Here is a 17,424-nt window from a genome sequence, read left to right as displayed (position 1 = left end):
GATGGCGCTTCAACTTCAACTCAAACTGGAAATGGCTTGCTCAGGAATTTCGAGCCCTTCATGCCATAACGCCAAGGCAGATCGATTGCTTTTGTGATTCCGATTCGCACGCCTGCGACAATATCGACACTGCCGACGCGCGCGTGCAGCGAGAACGGTGCCTGATCGAGCGGCAGGGCGTCGTGCTCAATCGTTATGCCGAGTGCTTCGGTCAGCTTTCCCGGACCGGAACATAGTGCGTGCGCTTCCTTGAGATGACGTCGCCGCCGCATCGTCGCGATCCCATGCGTGGGCTCCAGCGCGCGGATCAGCAGGGCGCTCGCCGAGCCTGCTTCTTCGCAGACGAAATTCACGCACCAGTGGATGCCGTAGGAGCGATAGACATAGGCAAAGCCCGGCGGGCCGAACATCACCTGGTTGCGCGGCGTCGGCCCACGATAGGAATGGGCGGCCGGATCGGTGTGGTGATAGGCCTCCACCTCCACGATGAGGCCGCCGACGCCATTGAAGAGCAAGGTCGCGCCGATCAGGTCGGGCGCGACCTCGTGCACGCTGCGGCCAAAGAATGAGCGTTTGAGCGCCTTGCCAAGGCGGATGGGTGCTTCGCCCGGCAGTCTGGGATTTTGAACCATTTTGGTGGGAATCAGAGGGAAACGCGGGGGACTGCTGCCCATATGTTGCACGTTCTGTTAGCATGCGCGAGCCGGGTTGCGGGTTCGGGCAATACGGATTAGCTAACAGTCTCGAAGATCCGCAGATTTCCCATGGTCACCCTGATCGACACCATTTCAGCCAGTCCGCTGCGCCCGCGCCACCCCGAAAAGGTGAACCGGCCCGACGCGCTGTCGCCGCCTAAGCCGGACTGGATCCGGGTGCGTGCGCCGAACACGCGCGGCTATGCCGATACCCGCAACATCGTGAAGGAGAATGGCCTCGTCACGGTCTGCGAGGAGGCCGGCTGCCCGAATATCGGCGAGTGCTGGGACAAGAAGCACGCCACCTTCATGATCATGGGGGACACCTGCACCCGGGCGTGTGCGTTCTGCAACGTCAAGACGGGCATGCCCGGCGCGCTTGACGCCGGCGAGCCGGAGCACGTGGCGGAGGCGACCTTCAAGCTCGGGCTCTCGCATGTCGTCATCACCTCGGTCGACCGCGACGATCTTGCCGACGGCGGCGCTGAGCATTTTGCCCAGACCGTCCGCGCCATCCGCGCGCGCTGCCCGAAGACCACGATCGAGCTCCTCACCCCCGACTTCCTGCGCAAGGAAGGCGCGCTTGAAGTCGTGGCGGCGGCAAAGCCCGACGTCTTCAACCACAATCTCGAAACCGTGCCCTCGCGCTATCTGTCGGTGCGGCCCGGCGCGCGCTATTTCCACTCGATCCGGTTGCTGCAGCGGGTGAAGGAGATCGATCCGACGATTTTCACCAAGTCCGGCATCATGGTGGGCCTGGGTGAGGAGCGGCACGAGGTGCTGCAGGTGATGGACGACCTGCGCTCGGCGGATGTCGATTTCCTCACGATCGGCCAATATCTGCAACCGACGCGGAAGCATCACGCCGTGATGCGCTACGTCACGCCGGACGAGTTCGCGGGCTACGAGAAGGTTGCCTATACCAAGGGCTTCCTGATGGTGTCGGCGAGTCCGTTGACGCGTTCGTCCCATCATGCGGGCGACGATTTCGCCAAACTGCAAGCGGCGCGCGTGGCGCGGTCGCGCTAACGCCGGATCGCCGATGCGACGCATTCTTGTGATGGGATCCTCGGGGTCCGGCAAATCGACCTTTGCGCAACGTCTTTCAGACACTACGGGAATCCCGTTCGTGTCGCTCGACGCGATCTACTGGAAACCAGGCTGGGTCGCGTCCGAGAACGCGGAGTTCCACGAACGCGTGACTGAGGTGGCGCTTCGACCGCAATGGGTCATGGACGGAAACTACATTTCAAATGGGGCCGGCGAGCTGCGCCGCCAGGTCTGCGATAGCGTCATCTGGTTTGATCTTCCGCGTCGGACCTGCATGCTTGGCATCGCGAGGCGGATAGCCGGAAGCTTTGGCCAGGTTCGACCGGAAATGGCCGAGGGGTGCCCGGAACGAATCGATCTCGAATTCTTTCGATACGTCTGGACGTATCGACAGAAGCAGCGACCGAAGCTTCTCAAGTTTTTCGAGGGCCTGCGACCCGACCAGTCACTTGTCCGCTTCAGGGATCGGACACGGGCGAGCCAGTATTTGAAGGAGCTCGCGCCGATGCTCCATGCGACGAGTATCCACTGATGCCGAGGTTTTCCAGCACGCGGCGGGTCCGTCACTCCGCGTCGCAGATGTTCGATCTGGTCGCCGATGTCGAGCGCTATCCGGAATTCGTGCCGCTGTGCCATGCGCTGAAGATCCGGCAGCGCACTCCGAAGGAGGACGGCACGGAGGTCCTGGTCGCCGACATGACCGTGTCGTTCAAGCTGGTGCGCGAGAACTTCACCAGTCGCGTCACGCTGGATCGGCCGAACCTGAAGATCATGGTCGAATATCTGCGCGGCCCGTTCAGCAATCTCGAGAACCGCTGGACCTTCGAGCCGAAATCCGAGACCGAGTGCGATGTCGGCTTCTTCATCTCATATGAGTTCAGAAGCCGGATGCTGGCGATGCTGATGGGATCGATGTTCGATGCCGCATTCCAACGCTTCGCCGCCGCATTCGAAAAACGCGCCGATGTGATCTACGGCAAGCCGGCTACCGCATCGTAAGCTATCCCCGTCATTGCGAGGAGCGAAGCGACGAAGCAATCCATTCTGCCCGCGTGGGAGAGGTGGGTTGCTTCGCGGAGCCTGTCATCGGGCGGCGCTGCGCGCCGACCCGGTGGCTCGCAATGACGGAGCGAAAGCGCTTAGGCCCGTGGCGGACGGCGGCGCTTGACGGCGCTGCGGCGCGGGGAGCGCGCGACGCGGGGACGCAGGCGGCTAGATGCTTCGCGGCGCGGCTTGGCCGCGGCCTGGGGGCCGCGCGCCACTTCCATCAGCATGCGCAGGGCTTCCACCACGGAGCGTTGCCGTACTGCGGTGCGCCCGATCGCGCCGAAGCGGTGCTCACGATGCATGATCCGGCCATCGCGGGCGGCGACCGCGAAATGCACCAGACCGACTGGCTTGCCCGGGGTGGCGCCGCCGGGACCGGCGATGCCGGTGATGGCGACCGCAAGATCGACGCCGGCACGCTCCAGGGCACCGACCGCCATGGCGGTCGCGGTCTCCTTGCTGACCGCGCCGAAGGTCGAAAGCGTCAGCGCGTTGACGCCGAGCATGGCGCGCTTGGCCTCGTTGGAATAGGTGACGAAGCCGCGATCGATGACGTCGGAGGAGCCGGGGATATCGGTGAGCGCGCCCGCGACCAGCCCGCCGGTGCAGGACTCCGCCGTCGCGATGGTCAATTTCCGCATCCGGCACAGATCGAGCAGCGAGCGGGAGAGGGCGCGCGCGTCGCTGCCGCTCATGGTTACTCGCTCCAGGGGAGGCGAATGGTGGCGCTCGCAGTGGCTGCGATGCCTTCCTCACGGCCGGTGAAGCCCAGTTTCTCGCTGGTCGTCGCCTTCACCGCGATGCGCGAGATGTTCACGCCCGAGATCTCGGCGATCTTCGCCCGCATGGTGTCGCGCAGGGGGCCGATCTTCGGCCGTTCGCAGATCAGCGTCACCTCGAGATTGGCGATGCGGCCGCCGCGCGCGGTGATGCGATCGACGGCATATTTCAGGAATCGGTCGGAAGAGGCGCCCTTCCACTGCGGATCGCTCGGCGGAAAATGCGAGCCGATGTCGCCGTCCGCGAGCGCGCCGAGAATGGCGTCGACCAGCGCATGCAGGCCGACATCGCCGTCGGAATGGGCGAGAAAGCCCTTCGTGTGCGGCACGCGCACGCCGCAGATCATCACGTGATCACCTTCCCCGAACGCATGTACGTCGTAGCCGGTGCCGGTCCTGATGTCGCCGAGCAGGCTGGCGAGGCGGGCCTCCTCGCGGACGAAGTCTTCAGGTGTGGTGAGTTTCATGTTCGCAGGATCGCCTTCAAAGGTCGCCACCGTCAATCCCGCCCATTCGGCAATCGCGGCATCGTCGGTGAAATCGCTCAAGCCCTCGCGCGCGGCGCGGCGATGCGCATCCAGGATCACGTCGAACCGAAAGACCTGTGGCGTCTGCGCGATTCGCAGCCGCGCGCGATCGGGCGTCGCTTCGACATCGCCGTTCGTACCGGTCAGCTTGATAGTATCGGTGACCGGGACCGCGGGAACAGCGGCACCGGTACGGCCGGCCGCGTCGATCGCGCGCGAGATCAGCGCCTGCGTCACGAAGGGCCGCGCGGCGTCGTGGATCAGCACGATGTCGGGCTTCTCGCTCGCAAGTGCCTCCAGTCCCGCACGCACGGACGCTTGCCTTGTCGCGCCACCGTTTGTCGGCGGCCGATGGCGAAGGCCCACGACTGCTTCGTTGAAGAGGGCGGCATCATCGGGATTGACGACGGGCTGCACGGCGAAAACATCGGGATGTCGGCTGAACGGCTCCATCGCCCGGAAGATCACCGTCTGTCCGCCGATCATCCGGTACTGCTTCGGCCCGCCCGCGCCGGCGCGAAGCCCGCGGCCGGCTGCAACAAGGATGGCGGCGGTGCGCTCAGGTCTGGGCATTGGACGAAACTGTATACGAGTTGGTTAAGGTGAGGGCGCCGGGCTTTCCGCCAGCGCACAGCCCTTACCATGCTGGATGCCCAATGACAGAGCTATTCCCATACCCTGTGGGAAAAGCAGTTCTTGTTGCGGTGCACTTGCGCAAATGATAGAAATGTCTAAACCGTAGGCATAACGCTTGACTGCACAAGAATTGTGCTCAAAATATAGGGCGGCGGCGCGATAAGGCTGCCGCCAGTAACACGAGAAGCTTGTGACCGGACTCGCAAGAACACGTCGTAACTCTTTGAAAATAGGTGACATTACCGTCGCCAACCCGGTGCTTCTCGCCCCCATGTCCGGCGTGACTGATGCCCCGTTTCGGCGTCTCGCGGCGAGTCTCGGCGCGGGGCTTGTCGTCTCGGAGATGACCGCAAGCGACGATCTTGCGCAGGGCAGACCGATCTCGCTTTTGCGCTGCGAGGCGGCCGGGATCGGGCCGCATGTGGTTCAACTCGCCGGGTGCGAGGCCCGCTGGATGGCCGAGGGCGCGAGGATCGCGGAGGCCGCCGGCGCCGACATCATCGATATCAACATGGGCTGCCCGGCGCGCCACGTGACCGGCGGCCAGTCCGGCTCCGCTTTGATGCGCGACCTCGATCACGCGACAAGCCTGATCGAGGCGACGATCGCCGCGGTCAAGGTGCCGGTGACACTGAAGATGCGGCTCGGCTGGGATGACCGCACGCGCAATGCGCCGGAACTGGCACGGCGTGCGCAAGCCGCCGGCGTGCAGATGGTGACGGTGCACGGCCGCACGCGCTGCCAGTTCTACAAGGGCGAGGCGGATTGGGCCGCTGTGCGTGAAGTCAGGGACGCCGTCTCGATCCCGCTCGTCGTCAATGGCGACATCACCTCCTTCGAGAGGGTGGTGACCGCGCTCGATGAGTCCGGCGCAGACGCGGTCATGATCGGACGCGGCGCGCAGGGTCAGCCCTGGCTGCCCGGGCAGATCGCGCGCCGGCTCGAGACCGGCATTGCCGAGCAGGCGCCGCCGCTCGCCGAGCAGCTCAGCCATATCCGTGAGCTCTATGATGCCGTCCTGAGCCATTACGGTGTCCGTGTCGGGCTCAAGCACGCGCGAAAACATCTCGGTTGGGCGCTGGAGATCGCCGCCCACTGCAGCCGCGCTCCGGCAGCGACGCTGAAGGGCTGGCGGCAAAGCATCCTGACCTCGGACGAACCCTCGAGTGTGCATCAATCGCTTCAGGATGCTTACGACGATTTTGCATGGAGTGCTGCTGCATGACATCAGCCGCAGAGACTCGCCGGCGCATGCCCTCCGACAGCGAGGCCATTCTCAACGCGCTGCCGAACCCGGTGCTGCTGGTGGCGCCGGATGGCCGTATCGCCGACGCCAACATCGCCGCCGAATCGTTTTTCGAAATCTCCACGCAGTTCCTGCAGCGGCAGTCGCTGAAGGAACTGGTGCCATTCGGCAGCCCGCTGCTCGCGCTGATCGACCAGGTGCGCACCTCGGGGTCGCCGGTCAACGAATACAAGGTCGACCTCGGCACGCCGCGGATCGGCGGCGACCGCCAGGTCGATTTGCATGTGGCGCCAGTCACGGAGCGGCCGGGGCATATCGTCGTGATGCTGCAGGAGCGCACCATCGCCGACAAGATGGACCGGCAGCTTACCCATCGCAGCGCCGCGCGCTCGGTGATCGCGCTGGCGGCGATGCTGGCACATGAGATCAAGAACCCGCTGTCGGGCATCCGCGGCGCGGCGCAACTCTTGGAGCAGCAGGCCTCCTCGGATGACCGCATGCTGACCCGGCTGATCTGCGACGAGGCCGACCGCATCGTCACCCTGGTCGACCGCATGGAAGTGTTCGGCGACGATCGGCCGGTCGCCCGCGGCCCGGTCAACATCCATTCAGTGCTCGACCACGTCAAACGGCTGGCGCAGTCCGGCTTCGCGCGTAACGTCCGCTTCATCGAGGATTACGACCCGTCGCTGCCGCCGGTTCTCGCCAACCAGGATCAGCTCATCCAGGTGTTCCTCAATCTGGTGAAGAACGCCGCCGAGGCGGTGGCCGATCTCGGCACCGATGCGGAAATCCAGCTCACCACCGCGTTCCGTCCGGGCGTCCGGCTGTCGGTACCCGGCAAGAAATCGCGGGTGTCGCTGCCGCTGGAATTCTGCGTCAAGGACAACGGCTCCGGCGTACCGGAAGACCTGTTGCCCAATCTGTTCGATCCCTTCGTCACCACAAAACAGACCGGCAGTGGCCTCGGGCTTGCGCTCGTGGCCAAAATCGTCGGCGATCACGGCGGCATCATCGAATGCGAATCCCAGCCGCGGAAGACCACCTTCCGCGTGCTGATGCCGATGTACAACCCCGCCAAACAAATCGACCAAAGCAGCCGCGAGGACGTTCCGGGTACGCCATCGCATGCCTCACAGGACGCAAGATGAGGAAAGACAATGCCCGCAGGTAGCATTCTCGTTGCTGATGACGATACCGCCATCCGCACGGTTCTCAACCAGGCCCTGTCACGCGCCGGGTACGAGGTGCGGTTGACCGGCAACGCGGCGACGCTGTGGCGCTGGGTGAGCCAGGGCGAGGGCGATCTCGTCATCACCGACGTGGTGATGCCCGACGAGAACGCGTTCGACCTGTTGCCGCGGATCAAGAAGATGCGGCCGAACCTGCCCGTCATCGTCATGAGCGCGCAAAACACCTTCATGACGGCGATCAGGGCCTCCGAGCGCGGCGCCTACGAATATCTGCCGAAGCCGTTCGACCTGAAGGAGCTGATCACCATCGTCGGCCGGGCGCTCGCCGAGCCGAAGGAGAGGGTGGCGAGCGCCGCCGACGACTCCGAGTTCGACTCGATTCCGTTGGTCGGCCGCTCGCCGGCGATGCAGGAAATCTACCGCGTGCTGGCGCGGCTGATGCAGACCGACCTTACCGTGATGATCTCGGGCGAATCCGGCACCGGCAAGGAACTGGTCGCCCGTGCGCTGCACGACTACGGCAAGCGGCGGAACGGCCCCTTCGTCGCCGTCAACATGGCGGCGATCCCGCGCGACCTGATCGAGTCGGAATTGTTCGGCCATGAACGCGGCGCGTTCACCGGCGCCAATACCCGCGCCTCGGGCCGGTTCGAGCAGGCGGAAGGCGGCACGCTGTTCCTCGACGAGATCGGCGACATGCCGATGGAGGCGCAGACCCGGCTGCTGCGCGTGCTGCAGCAGGGGGAATACACCACCGTCGGCGGACGTACCCCGATCAAGACCGACGTGCGCATCGTCGCCGCCAGCAACAAGGATTTGCGGATCCTGATCCAGCAGGGCCTGTTCCGCGAAGACCTGTTCTTCCGCTTGAACGTGGTGCCGCTGCGGCTGCCGCCCTTGCGCGAGCGGATCGAGGATCTGCCCGACCTGATCAGGCACTTCTTTGCGCTCGCTGAGAAGGACGGCCTGCCGCCAAAGAAGCTCGACGCCCAGGCGCTGGAGCGGCTGAAGCAGCACCGCTGGCCCGGCAACGTCCGCGAACTGGAAAACCTCGCACGCCGGCTGGCGGCACTTTATCCGCAGGATGTGATCACCGCGTCCGTCATCGACGGCGAACTGGCTCCGCCGGCCGTCAACTCCGGCGGCAACACCCAGCACGGGGTGGACAATCTCGGTGGCGCGGTCGAGGCCTATTTGTCCTCGCACTTCTCCGGCTTCCCGAATGGCGTACCGCCTCCGGGCCTCTACCACCGCATCCTCAAGGAGATCGAGGTGCCGCTCCTGACGGCTGCGCTCGCGGCCACCCGCGGCAACCAGATCCGCGCCGCCGACTTGCTCGGCCTCAACCGCAACACGCTGCGCAAGAAGATCAGGGACCTCGATATTCAGGTCTACCGGAGCGGGGGCTAACCCCGATCCGTCATTCCGGGGCGCGCGTTGCGTCAACTCCGATGTGCGATTGCACGTCGGAGAATCTCGAGGTTTCGAATTCGGTAGCTCGCCGCCCCGAACGAGGGGACCTCCGAGAGGGCTGTGGAACCCTGTTCATTCCTGAGCAGGCGCCGCGGAAATGTCGCAATTCGGCAACATTGTGATATGATTGCATCAGTCCGCTCGATCAGCGGACGTTGAGGCCTTCAGTTCATCCTTGCCGGAATGACCAGCCCAGAGACCACGGCCCAGCCGTACGAACCTTCACGTACCGAGAAAAGGGGGGTGCCGCTTGCGAAGTGGCTGGCGCCCTTTGCGGTGGCGATTGCGCTCTTGTCGGCGTTCCTTACGTTCGTGGTGCTGACGGGGCTGACCCCGATCGAGCCGACGCCCGAGGTGGTCCGTTCCTTCCTGCTAATCAACGCCACGACCATCCTGCTCTTGGTCGGCATCATTGTCCGCGAGGTCTGGCAGATGGTGCAGGCGAGGCGGCGCGGCCGAGCGGCGGCGCGGCTGCATGTGCAGATCGTCGGCCTGTTCTCCGTGGTCGCTGTGCTGCCCGCGGTCCTGGTCTCGATCGTTGCCAATGTCACCATCGAGCGCGGCCTCGACCGGCTCTTCTCGGGCCCCACGAAAGAGGTGATCCAGAATTCGCTGACGATCGCCGGCGCCTACATGCAGGAGCATGCGCAGCTCATCCGCGGCGACGTCTTGGGGATGGCGAATGACCTCGCCCATGCAAGGCCACTGTATGACCAGGACCGCATGACGTTCATGCAGCTCCTGACGGCGGGCGCGGCGGCGCGCAATCTGCCGGTTGCGCTGCTATTGGACAAGGACGGCAACGTTCTCAACAGCGCGGACACCGGTAGTCGTCTGAACTACGCACTACCACCGCTCGAAATTCTCAAGAACGTCAACGAGACAGAGCCGGAAATCTCGGTTTTCCCCGAAAGCTATGTCGCCTCCGTGGTCCGCCTGCGGGCTTATGACGACACATTCCTGTACGTGGCGCGTCTGCTTGATCCGACCATCGTTGCCCAGCTCAAGCAGACCCAGACCAGCGCTGCCGAATATGCTCAGCTTGAGGCGCGTCGGCTCGGCATCCAGGTGGCGTTCGCGCTGATGTTCGCGGTCATCGCACTGACCATCCTGATGGCGTCGGTGCTGACCGGTCTCAACTTCGCCAACCGGCTGGTCGCGCCGATCCGCCGACTGATGGCCGCGGCGGGCGACGTCTCAACGGGCAATCTCAATGTGCAGGTCCCCGTGCGCAAATCGGAGGGCGACCTCGCTCAGCTCGGCGAGGTTTTCAACAAGATGACGCAGGAGTTGCGGACCCAGCGCGACGAACTCGTCAATGCCAGCGAACTGATCGACAGCCGCCGCCGCTTCATCGAGGCAGTGCTGTCATCGGCCAGCGCCGGCATCATCGGCGTCGATCCGTCCGGCAGCGTCGGCACCCTCAACCGCTCGGCAGAGAAGCTGATCGGCCACGCCGAGTCGGAGACCTTGGGCCATCCGCTCTCGGACGTGCTTCCCGAGCTCGACGAGATGATGAAGACGGCGCGGGAAGGCACCCAGCGCCTGGTCCAGGGCCAGATCACCATCACGCGCGACGGCCACGAGCGCAATTTGTCGGTCCGCATCTCCGCCGAAAAGACCAGCCACTCCTGGGACAATTACATCATCACGCTCGACGACATCACCGAGCTGGTCTTGGCGCAGCGCACCTCGGCCTGGGGCGACGTCGCGCGCCGTATCGCGCATGAGATCAAGAATCCGCTGACGCCGATCCAGCTTTCGGCCGAACGCATCCGCCGCAAATTCGGCAAGACCATCACCGAGGAGAAGGACAAGTCGATCTTCGAACAATGCACCGACACCATCGTGCGCCAGGTCGACGACATCAGGCGCATGGTCGACGAATTCTCGCGCTTTGCCCGCATGCCCAAGCCCGTGATGGAGGGCGAGGACGTCGCTGACACCGTGCGGCAGGCGGTGTTCCTGATGAAGGTCGCGCACCCCGAGCTCGAAATCGAGGCCGACATCAAGCAGGACCCGATGCGGGCGCAGTTCGATCGCCGGCTGATCTCGCAGGCGCTGACCAACATCATCAAGAATGCGACCGAAGCGATCGAGCAGGTGCCGCCGGAAGAGCTGGGCAAGGGGCGGATCGACGTCATCGCGCAGCGCGAGGGCGAGGAGATCATCATCGACGTGATCGACAACGGCATCGGCCTGCCGAAGGTCGCGCGCGCACGCCTGCTCGAGCCCTATGTCACGACGCGCCAGAAGGGCACCGGGCTCGGGCTTGCGATCGTCGGCCGCGTGCTCGAAGACCATGGCGGCCGCATCGAGCTCAAGGACGCCTCCGATTTCCGTCCCGGGCAGCGCGGTGCCTGGATGCGGCTTCGATTCGCCGTCTCCGGCCAGCCGCCGAAGGCGGGGGCGAACGAGCCGCCTCAGGCGGCCGGCCCCGAGTCGCAGCAGTCAAGCGCGCCGGACGAAGAAAAAAATCCTCCGGCATCCGCGACCAGCGACCCGGCATCCACGACCAATATCCAAGCGAAAATCCAAGCAGCGACAGGCGACTGACAGGCAGGTGTAACCCATGGCAAGTGACATTCTGATTGTCGACGATGAAGCAGACATTCGCGACCTCGTTGCGGGCATCCTCGAAGACGAAGGTTTTTCCTCGCGCACCGCGCGCGACAGCGATTCGGCGCTGGCGGAGATCGCCAACCGTCGCCCGCATCTGGTCTTCCTCGACATCTGGCTGCAGGGCTCGAAGCTCGACGGGCTGCAGCTTCTGGAGCAGATCAAGAAGGATAATGCCGACCTGCCGGTGGTGATGATCTCCGGCCACGGCAACATCGAGACCGCGGTCGCTGCGATCAAGCGCGGCGCCTATGACTTCATCGAAAAGCCGTTCAAGTCGGACCGGCTGATCCTGGTCGCCAACCGGGCGCTGGAGAATTCGCGCCTCAAGCGCGAAGTGAAGGAACTCAAGCAACAGGCTCCAACTGCAAGCGTTTTGACCGGCCGCTCCGCCTGCATGAACCAGCTACGCCAGACCATCGAGCGCGCCGCCAAGGCGAACAGCCGCATCCTGATTGTCGGTCCGGCAGGCTCCGGCAAGGAGCTGGTGGCGCGTACGCTGCACCAGGCATCGAGCCGCGCCGACGGACCGTTTGTCGTCATCAACGCGGCTGCGATCACGCCCGAGCGGATGGAGGTCGAGCTGTTCGGCGTCGAGGCGTCCAATGGCGAGCAGCCGCGCAAGCCGGGCGCCCTGGAAGAGGCCCATGGCGGTACGCTGTTCATCGACGAGATCGCCGATATGCCGCGCGAAACCCAGAACAAGATCTTGCGGGTGCTGGTCGACCAGACCTTTCAGCGCTCCGGCGGCACCGCAAAGGTCCATGTCGACGTGCGCATCATTTCCTCCACCGCGCGCAACCTGGAGGAAGAGATCGCGGCCGGCCACTTCCGCGAGGATCTCTACCACCGCCTGTCGGTGGTCCCGATCCGCGTCCCGCCGCTGTCCGAGCGGCGCGAGGATATCCCTGAATTGATCGACTATTTCATGGACCAGATCTCGGCGGCGACCGGCCTGCCGAAGCGGCAGATCGGCCAGGACGCGATGGCGGTGCTGCAGTCCCATGTTTGGCCGGGCAACGTCCGCCAGCTCCGCAACAATGTCGAGCGGGTGATGATTCTGGCCGGCGGCGGCCCGGAGGCGATCATCACGGCGGACATGTTGCCGCAGGACGTCGGCTCCATGGTGCCGGCGATGCCGACCAGCAGCAATGGCGAGCACATCATGGGGTTACCGCTGCGCGAGGCGCGCGAGGTGTTCGAGCGCGACTATCTGATTGCCCAGATCAGCCGGTTTTCCGGCAATATCTCGCGCACGGCGGAGTTCGTCGGCATGGAGCGCTCCGCGCTCCATCGCAAGCTCAAGGCCTTGGGGGTCGGCTGAGCCAACCGGTCGCAGATCCATGCAATTGACTGGGAATGATCGCTTTTTTCCCCATGCTTTTGCGGCAATTGCCGATTCTTGTTCATGGGTGGCGCGTGAACCGGCTTGCCTAATAGGCGGGCCTGCCCTCTAATCCTACCGCCGAGCCTGTCAGAGGGGGAACTCAGGACAGGCCGGCGACCGGGGAAAGGCTCCATCAGAGGGCTCCAACCGGTTCCAACATTCCAATAAGAAGAACCACAAGACGGCGGGACAACAAAAATGGCGGCAGACCGCGCTCAAAATCTACAAGACACCTTCCTAAATCATGTTCGTAAGACCAAGACGCCACTGACGATCTTTCTGGTGAATGGCGTGAAACTGCAGGGCATTGTCACATGGTTTGACAATTTCTGCCTTTTACTCCGGCGCGACGGTCATTCGCAGCTTGTCTACAAGCACGCGATCTCGACCATCATGCCGGGCGCACCGATCCAGTTGTTTGAAGGCGGTGAGGATACACAGGGTTGAGAGTGAACTGATTGGAGCCCCGTAATCGTGAAGGGGCCGCCGACCGGCCACGGTCGGCGGAGGGAATTGATAGCGGGCGGGTGATTGTCATCGGCCCGTATATGCGCACGCGCCGCGGCGACGCCGAGGCGCAAACGGAGGCTTCTGTCCGCGACTTCGAGGGGCGGATTGAGGAAGCGGCCGGGCTTGCCCGTGCCATCGATCTTGCGGTGATCGACAGCGTGATTGCCCCGGTCAGCCAGATCAGGCCGGCGACCTATCTCGGCAAAGGTAAGGTCGAGGAGATCGCCGGCCTCGTCGCCGGCCACAACATCGAACTCGTGGTGATGGATTGCGCGCTGTCGCCGATCCAGCAGCGCAACCTGGAGAAGGCCTGGAACACCAAGGTGCTCGACCGCACCGGCCTGATTCTGGAGATCTTCGGCCGCCGCGCCAAGACCAGGGAAGGCGCACTGCAGGTCGAACTCGCGCATCTCAATTACCAGCGCAGCCGGCTGGTGCGGTCATGGACCCATCTCGAGCGCCAGCGCGGCGGCTTCGGTTTCATGGGCGGCCCCGGCGAAACCCAGATCGAGGCCGACCGGCGGCTGATCGGCGAGCGCATCACCAAGCTCGAAAGCGAGCTGAAGAAAGTGCAGGCGACGCGGCGATTGCACCGCGCCGGCCGCCAGCGCGTGCCGTACCGCGTGGTGGCGCTGGTCGGCTACACCAATGCGGGCAAGTCGACGCTGTTCAACCGGTTGACCCGTGCCGACGTCCAGGCCGCCGACATGCTGTTCGCGACGCTCGATCCGACCTTGCGCGCGCTGCATCTGCCGCATGGCGGCAAGGCGATGCTGTCGGACACCGTCGGCTTCATCTCCAACCTGCCGACACAGCTCGTCGCGGCATTCCGGGCCACGCTGGAAGAGGTGCTGGAAGCCGACCTCATCCTCCACGTCCGCGACATCTCGCATGAGGATGCCGAGGCTCAGGAGCGCGATGTCGAGGCGGTGCTGCGTCAGCTCGGGATCGATCCCGATGCCGACGGCGGCCAGCGCATCATCGAAGTCTGGAACAAGATCGACCGCTTCGATCCTGAGGAGCGGGCGAATTTGCGCAACATCGCCGCCCGTCGCCCGCCGGAGCGGCCGGCTTTCCTGGCCTCCGCCTGGAACGGGGAGGGCATCGACGAACTCCTCGCCGCCATCGAGGATCGGCTGGCGGCAAGGCGCATGACGCTGGATCTGTCGATCGATGCCTCCGACGGCGCCGGCATTAGCTGGCTGCACCGCAATTCCGAGGTGCTCGACAAGAAGCTGCACGACGGCCGCTTTGATATGACCGTGCGCGTCGACGAGACCAAGCGCGATATTGTCGTGTCTCGCTTCGACGCCGTGCCGCATGTGATGTGAGCGGAAGCGCCGTAGCCCGGATGGAGGCAGCGCAATCCGGGACCGATCGAGCCATAGGCAAGAACCCCGGATTTCGCTTACGCTCCATCCGGGCTAGGAACGCCCTTCGCCTCGTTCCACAGCGCGTCCATCTCCTCCAGCGACGCTTCTCCAAGCGAGCGTCCACGCGCCTCTAGCCCGCGCTCGATATAGGCGAAGCGGCGCTCGAATTTGGCGTTGGTGCCGCGGAGTGCGGTTTCCGGATCGGCGCCGACGTGCCGCGCGAGATTGACCGCCGCGAACAGCAGGTCGCCGGTTTCTTCCGCCAGTTCATCAGCATCGGCTCCGTCGAGCGCTGCCTCGATCTCGTCGGCCTCCTCGCGGATTTTCTTCAACACCGCGCGCGGATCATTCCAGTCGAAGCCGACGGTCGAGGCCTTGCGCTGCAATTCCATCGCGCGCGTCAGGGCAGGCTGGCCAGCCTTGATCCCGGACAGCAACGATTTGTGCCCGACCTCTTCCGGCGGCCGGCGGGCCGCACGCTCAGCCTTCTCCTCAGCCTTGATGCGATCCCAGACTTCCTTGACGTGGGAGGGAGCAAGATTGCCGTCCTTGTCGGCGAACACATGCGGGTGCCGCCGGATCATCTTCCTGGTGATCGCCTCTACGACATCGCCGAACGCAAAGGCGTTCTGCTCCTCTGCCATGCGGGCGTGGAACACCACCTGCAGCAGGAGATCGCCGAGTTCTTCCCTGAGATCGTCGAGGTCGCCGCGGGTGATGGCGTCCACCACCTCATAGGCTTCCTCGATCGTGTAGGGAGCAATCGTCGCAAAATTCTGCTCGAGATCCCAGGGGCAGCCGGTCACGGGCGTGCGCAGCGCGGCCATGATCTCAAGAAGGCGTGAAATGTCGCGGGAAGGGGTCATGCGGGCACCAGAATTCTGCTTGTCCCGCTTTATGCCGTAAGCGATGGCCCGATCCCAGCGGAACGCGCTGAAATATGCCGATTTCCACCGGTTGGCCGCCGTCGCAGGTGGTGCTAAAGCGAGCGCCATGAGCGAAGATTTGTCGTCCGAAACAACGCTGGTGCTGTTCTCCGGCGGGCAGGATTCCACCACCTGCCTCGCCTGGTCGCTCAAGCATTTTGCGCGCGTCGAAATGCTCGGTTTCGCCTATGGCCAGCGCCACGCGATCGAGCTCGAATGCCGGGAGGGGCTGATTTCCGGCATCAAGGCGCTGCGGCCGGACTGGGCTTCAAAGCTTGGCGAGAGTCACACGCTGGAAATCCCGACGCTCGCCGAAATCTCAGACACTGCGCTGACGCGTGACGTCGCGATCGCGATGGGAGCGGACGGCCTGCCCAATACGTTCGTGCCTGGCCGCAACCTCGTATTCCTCACCTTCGCGGCCGCGCTGGCCTACCGGCGCGGCATCCGCCACATCATCGGCGGCATGTGCGAGACCGATTATTCCGGCTATCCCGATTGCCGCAACGAGACCATCAAGGCGCTGCAGTCGGCGCTCAGCCTCGGCATGGCCAGGAATTTCGAACTGCACACGCCGCTGATGTGGCTCAGCAAGGCCGAGACCTGGAAGCTCGCCCACGAACTCGGCGGCACTGGCCTGGTCGACCTGATCCGCGAGCACTCCCATACCTGCTATCTCGGCGAACGCGGCGCGCCGCACGATTGGGGCTACGGCTGTGGCGAATGCCCGGCGTGTACGCTGCGGGAGAGGGGATGGCGGGAATATGCGGAGCGTGATCCCGTCTCGCGCATGTAGAGCCGTCAGTGCGGGGGCAAGCGCCTGCCGTCGGGCTCGAGCTGCGCAGAGATGTCGCGGAGCTCTTTTAAACAACCGCGAATGGTGAGGCGCGCCTGCAACTGGATCAGCGTCTTGCCTTTCAGTGCTTGCTCGATGGCTTGGATCTTGGCGACGGCATCTTCGATCATCGACTCGGCTCCCTCTGCCTTTAAGGCATTGGTAACCGAATGAGGGTTAACGAGATGTTAAGTCGCATTGGTTTGCGCAGGCGATCGCACGGGCCAATGAAAATGCCACGCTCTTTCGAGCGTGGCATTGATGTACCATAGGCGATCTTCTACGCGGCTTTTTCGGCTTCGAATGTTTGTGGTGGCGGCGAACTGTCCGAATGTGACTCTGTCGCGACGGCGCTCGCTGGATTCAAGTCTGTCGGCGCGCTCGCCGCCGGCTCGGATGAACTGGAGGAATAGGCTACCTCCGCTGAATCCTCCGGAGCGCTGAGTGCGGTCTGAACCTGAGAAATCGCGTCCGCGGACGCTTGCTCTGCCTGCGCATCGGGGGGCGTCGTTGCAGTGAGGGCGACGGTAGTCTGCTCCGTGGTCTCGACTTGTGATGTGATCTCGGGCTGCGCTTCGGCATGAACGGCCTGCGCTGCTTCCGCAACGACAACCTGATCCGCCGCAGTCGTTTCGGGCTCGGCAGATGCCGACGTCGCATTCAACTCTGGTGCAGCCTGCTCCGGCTGCGGTTGGGTGACGGTCTGCAGGCCGAGGTCGGCGGAGACATCGCTGATCAGCTTGTCGATGGCGAGCCGCGCCCGGAATTCGGGCACGCTTGCAAGATGTTGCCGGCACTTCGCCTTGGCGGCTTCGAGCGCTTCAACGACTTCCGCAGCCATCGACTGCGCGGCCGCCAAGCCCTGCAAGGTATCAGCGACCTGTTGCGTCGAACTCTCCACCAGCAGGAAAGCCGAATACTGCGGAACGGCTTTCAGATGCTCGTTGTATTCGTTACGCACAGAGCGAAGCGAATTCACAATGTTACCAAAAGAGACAACCCCAGACATTATATCCCCCTAACTCCCACTGTTGGGATTTCGCGACGCTATTTCAAAATTTTTCTGTATTCAATTTGAAATTGAGATGAATTCGTGATGTTCTGAACGGGGCGGGCTGCAGAACTAAT

17 protein-coding genes are annotated in these 17,424 nt (G+C 63.9%); 11 read left to right on the top strand and 6 right to left on the bottom strand.

Features of this window, described 5'->3' with window-relative positions:
• Nucleotides 1–20: 20 nt before the first annotated feature.
• Complete coding sequence (locus tag AAFX91_RS02305) at nucleotides 21–632, bottom strand: DNA-3-methyladenine glycosylase (protein ID WP_130581688.1); 612 nt, start codon at nucleotides 630–632, stop codon at nucleotides 21–23.
• A 132-nt stretch (nucleotides 633–764) separates the two neighbouring features.
• On the opposite strand from AAFX91_RS02305, the gene lipA reads away from it, so the two are divergent.
• From lipA to AAFX91_RS02290, 3 genes are all read left to right on the top strand, one after another.
• Entirely contained in the window at nucleotides 765–1,724 is a 960-nt protein-coding gene (gene lipA / locus AAFX91_RS02300) for a lipoyl synthase (protein ID WP_130581687.1), read from the top strand.
• Nucleotides 1,725–1,824: 100 nt separating this feature from the next.
• Nucleotides 1,825–2,277, top strand: a complete 453-nt coding sequence (locus AAFX91_RS02295) for a DNA topology modulation protein (RefSeq protein WP_245476607.1) — start codon at nucleotides 1,825–1,827, stop codon at nucleotides 2,275–2,277.
• On the top strand, nucleotides 2,277–2,744 hold the full coding sequence (locus AAFX91_RS02290; protein ID WP_130581685.1) for a type II toxin-antitoxin system RatA family toxin: 468 nt from the start codon (nucleotides 2,277–2,279) through the stop codon (nucleotides 2,742–2,744). The genes AAFX91_RS02295 and AAFX91_RS02290 overlap by 1 nt, the downstream gene beginning before the upstream one ends.
• A gap of 140 nt (nucleotides 2,745–2,884) precedes the next feature.
• Here AAFX91_RS02290 and AAFX91_RS02285 read toward each other — a convergent pair whose 3' ends face one another.
• Together AAFX91_RS02285 and AAFX91_RS02280 are read right to left on the bottom strand one after the other, a co-directional pair.
• Nucleotides 2,885–3,487: a CinA family protein gene (locus AAFX91_RS02285; protein ID WP_282526550.1), complete on the bottom strand. Its 603-nt coding sequence runs from the start codon at nucleotides 3,485–3,487 to the stop codon at nucleotides 2,885–2,887.
• A 2-nt stretch (nucleotides 3,488–3,489) separates the two neighbouring features.
• A complete protein-coding gene (locus AAFX91_RS02280) occupies nucleotides 3,490–4,671 on the bottom strand; it encodes a bifunctional 2-C-methyl-D-erythritol 4-phosphate cytidylyltransferase/2-C-methyl-D-erythritol 2,4-cyclodiphosphate synthase (RefSeq protein ID WP_130578436.1) in 1,182 nt (393 codons plus the stop codon).
• A gap of 286 nt (nucleotides 4,672–4,957) precedes the next feature.
• Between AAFX91_RS02280 and dusB the strand changes: the two genes are divergently transcribed.
• From dusB to hflX, 7 genes are all read left to right on the top strand, one after another.
• Nucleotides 4,958–5,959, top strand: coding sequence for a tRNA dihydrouridine synthase DusB (gene dusB, locus AAFX91_RS02275; RefSeq protein ID WP_130578462.1), 1,002 nt, complete (start codon nucleotides 4,958–4,960; stop codon nucleotides 5,957–5,959).
• Nucleotides 5,956–7,131, top strand: coding sequence for a nitrogen regulation protein NR(II) (locus AAFX91_RS02270; RefSeq protein ID WP_130223420.1), 1,176 nt, complete (start codon nucleotides 5,956–5,958; stop codon nucleotides 7,129–7,131). Before dusB ends, AAFX91_RS02270 begins: the two co-directional genes overlap by 4 nt.
• Nucleotides 7,132–7,140: 9 nt before the next feature.
• On the top strand, nucleotides 7,141–8,583 hold the full coding sequence (ntrC, locus tag AAFX91_RS02265; RefSeq protein ID WP_130578437.1) for a nitrogen regulation protein NR(I): 1,443 nt from the start codon (nucleotides 7,141–7,143) through the stop codon (nucleotides 8,581–8,583).
• Between the two features lie 246 nt (nucleotides 8,584–8,829).
• Nucleotides 8,830–11,202, top strand: a complete 2,373-nt coding sequence (locus AAFX91_RS02260; protein WP_394565432.1) for an ATP-binding protein — start codon at nucleotides 8,830–8,832, stop codon at nucleotides 11,200–11,202.
• A 16-nt stretch (nucleotides 11,203–11,218) separates the two neighbouring features.
• Entirely contained in the window at nucleotides 11,219–12,589 is a 1,371-nt protein-coding gene (locus tag AAFX91_RS02255; protein ID WP_130223414.1) for a sigma-54 dependent transcriptional regulator, read from the top strand.
• 261 nt (nucleotides 12,590–12,850) lie between these two features.
• A complete protein-coding gene (gene hfq, locus AAFX91_RS02250) occupies nucleotides 12,851–13,099 on the top strand; it encodes an RNA chaperone Hfq (RefSeq protein ID WP_027578348.1) in 249 nt (82 codons plus the stop codon).
• Nucleotides 13,100–13,110: 11 nt separating this feature from the next.
• Nucleotides 13,111–14,493 carry a GTPase HflX gene (gene hflX, locus AAFX91_RS02245; protein ID WP_394565431.1) on the top strand — a complete coding sequence of 461 codons (1,383 nt, stop codon included), beginning with the start codon at nucleotides 13,111–13,113 and terminating at the stop codon, nucleotides 14,491–14,493.
• A 77-nt stretch (nucleotides 14,494–14,570) separates the two neighbouring features.
• On the opposite strand, the gene mazG is transcribed toward hflX, so the two are convergent.
• Nucleotides 14,571–15,401 (bottom strand): nucleoside triphosphate pyrophosphohydrolase, encoded by an 831-nt coding sequence (mazG, locus tag AAFX91_RS02240; RefSeq protein WP_130578439.1) that lies wholly within the window; start codon nucleotides 15,399–15,401, stop codon nucleotides 14,571–14,573.
• A 127-nt stretch (nucleotides 15,402–15,528) separates the two neighbouring features.
• Here mazG and queC point away from each other — a divergent pair, with 127 nt between their 5' ends.
• Nucleotides 15,529–16,257, top strand: coding sequence for a 7-cyano-7-deazaguanine synthase QueC (gene queC / locus AAFX91_RS02235; RefSeq protein ID WP_130578440.1), 729 nt, complete (start codon nucleotides 15,529–15,531; stop codon nucleotides 16,255–16,257).
• A 5-nt stretch (nucleotides 16,258–16,262) separates the two neighbouring features.
• Here the strand turns inward: queC and AAFX91_RS02230 are convergent, their stop codons facing one another.
• Both AAFX91_RS02230 and AAFX91_RS02225 read right to left on the bottom strand, forming a co-directional pair.
• Entirely contained in the window at nucleotides 16,263–16,427 is a 165-nt protein-coding gene (locus AAFX91_RS02230) for a hypothetical protein (protein ID WP_165421075.1), read from the bottom strand.
• Nucleotides 16,428–16,576: 149 nt separating this feature from the next.
• The gene (locus AAFX91_RS02225) at nucleotides 16,577–17,275 is read right to left on the bottom strand and encodes a hypothetical protein (protein ID WP_394565430.1); all 699 of its coding nucleotides are present in this window, start codon (nucleotides 17,273–17,275) and stop codon (nucleotides 16,577–16,579) included.
• Nucleotides 17,276–17,424: the final 149 nt, after the last annotated feature.

Source organism: Bradyrhizobium sp. 31Argb, assembly GCF_043638955.1.
In the GTDB taxonomy this organism is placed as follows: domain Bacteria; phylum Pseudomonadota; class Alphaproteobacteria; order Rhizobiales; family Xanthobacteraceae; genus Bradyrhizobium.
Note: the sequence above shows the minus strand (reverse complement) of the source record. Positions and strands in the feature narration are given on the sequence as shown.

What these genes read in the sequence shown, in the direction of transcription:
- AAFX91_RS02305 (WP_130581688.1), bottom strand. Translation starts at nt 632, where the DNA reads ATGGTTCAAAATCCCAGACTGCCGGGCGAAGCACCCATCCGCCTTGGC.
- lipA (WP_130581687.1), top strand. Translation starts at nt 765, where the DNA reads ATGGTCACCCTGATCGACACCATTTCAGCCAGTCCGCTGCGCCCGCGC.
- AAFX91_RS02290 (WP_130581685.1), top strand. Translation starts at nt 2,277, where the DNA reads ATGCCGAGGTTTTCCAGCACGCGGCGGGTCCGTCACTCCGCGTCGCAG.
- AAFX91_RS02285 (WP_282526550.1), bottom strand. Translation starts at nt 3,487, where the DNA reads ATGAGCGGCAGCGACGCGCGCGCCCTCTCCCGCTCGCTGCTCGATCTG.
- AAFX91_RS02280 (WP_130578436.1), bottom strand. Translation starts at nt 4,671, where the DNA reads ATGCCCAGACCTGAGCGCACCGCCGCCATCCTTGTTGCAGCCGGCCGC.
- AAFX91_RS02270 (WP_130223420.1), top strand. Translation starts at nt 5,956, where the DNA reads ATGACATCAGCCGCAGAGACTCGCCGGCGCATGCCCTCCGACAGCGAG.
- ntrC (WP_130578437.1), top strand. Translation starts at nt 7,141, where the DNA reads ATGCCCGCAGGTAGCATTCTCGTTGCTGATGACGATACCGCCATCCGC.
- AAFX91_RS02260 (WP_394565432.1), top strand. Translation starts at nt 8,830, where the DNA reads ATGACCAGCCCAGAGACCACGGCCCAGCCGTACGAACCTTCACGTACC.
- AAFX91_RS02255 (WP_130223414.1), top strand. Translation starts at nt 11,219, where the DNA reads ATGGCAAGTGACATTCTGATTGTCGACGATGAAGCAGACATTCGCGAC.
- hfq (WP_027578348.1), top strand. Translation starts at nt 12,851, where the DNA reads ATGGCGGCAGACCGCGCTCAAAATCTACAAGACACCTTCCTAAATCAT.
- mazG (WP_130578439.1), bottom strand. Translation starts at nt 15,401, where the DNA reads ATGACCCCTTCCCGCGACATTTCACGCCTTCTTGAGATCATGGCCGCG.
- queC (WP_130578440.1), top strand. Translation starts at nt 15,529, where the DNA reads ATGAGCGAAGATTTGTCGTCCGAAACAACGCTGGTGCTGTTCTCCGGC.
- AAFX91_RS02230 (WP_165421075.1), bottom strand. Translation starts at nt 16,427, where the DNA reads ATGATCGAAGATGCCGTCGCCAAGATCCAAGCCATCGAGCAAGCACTG.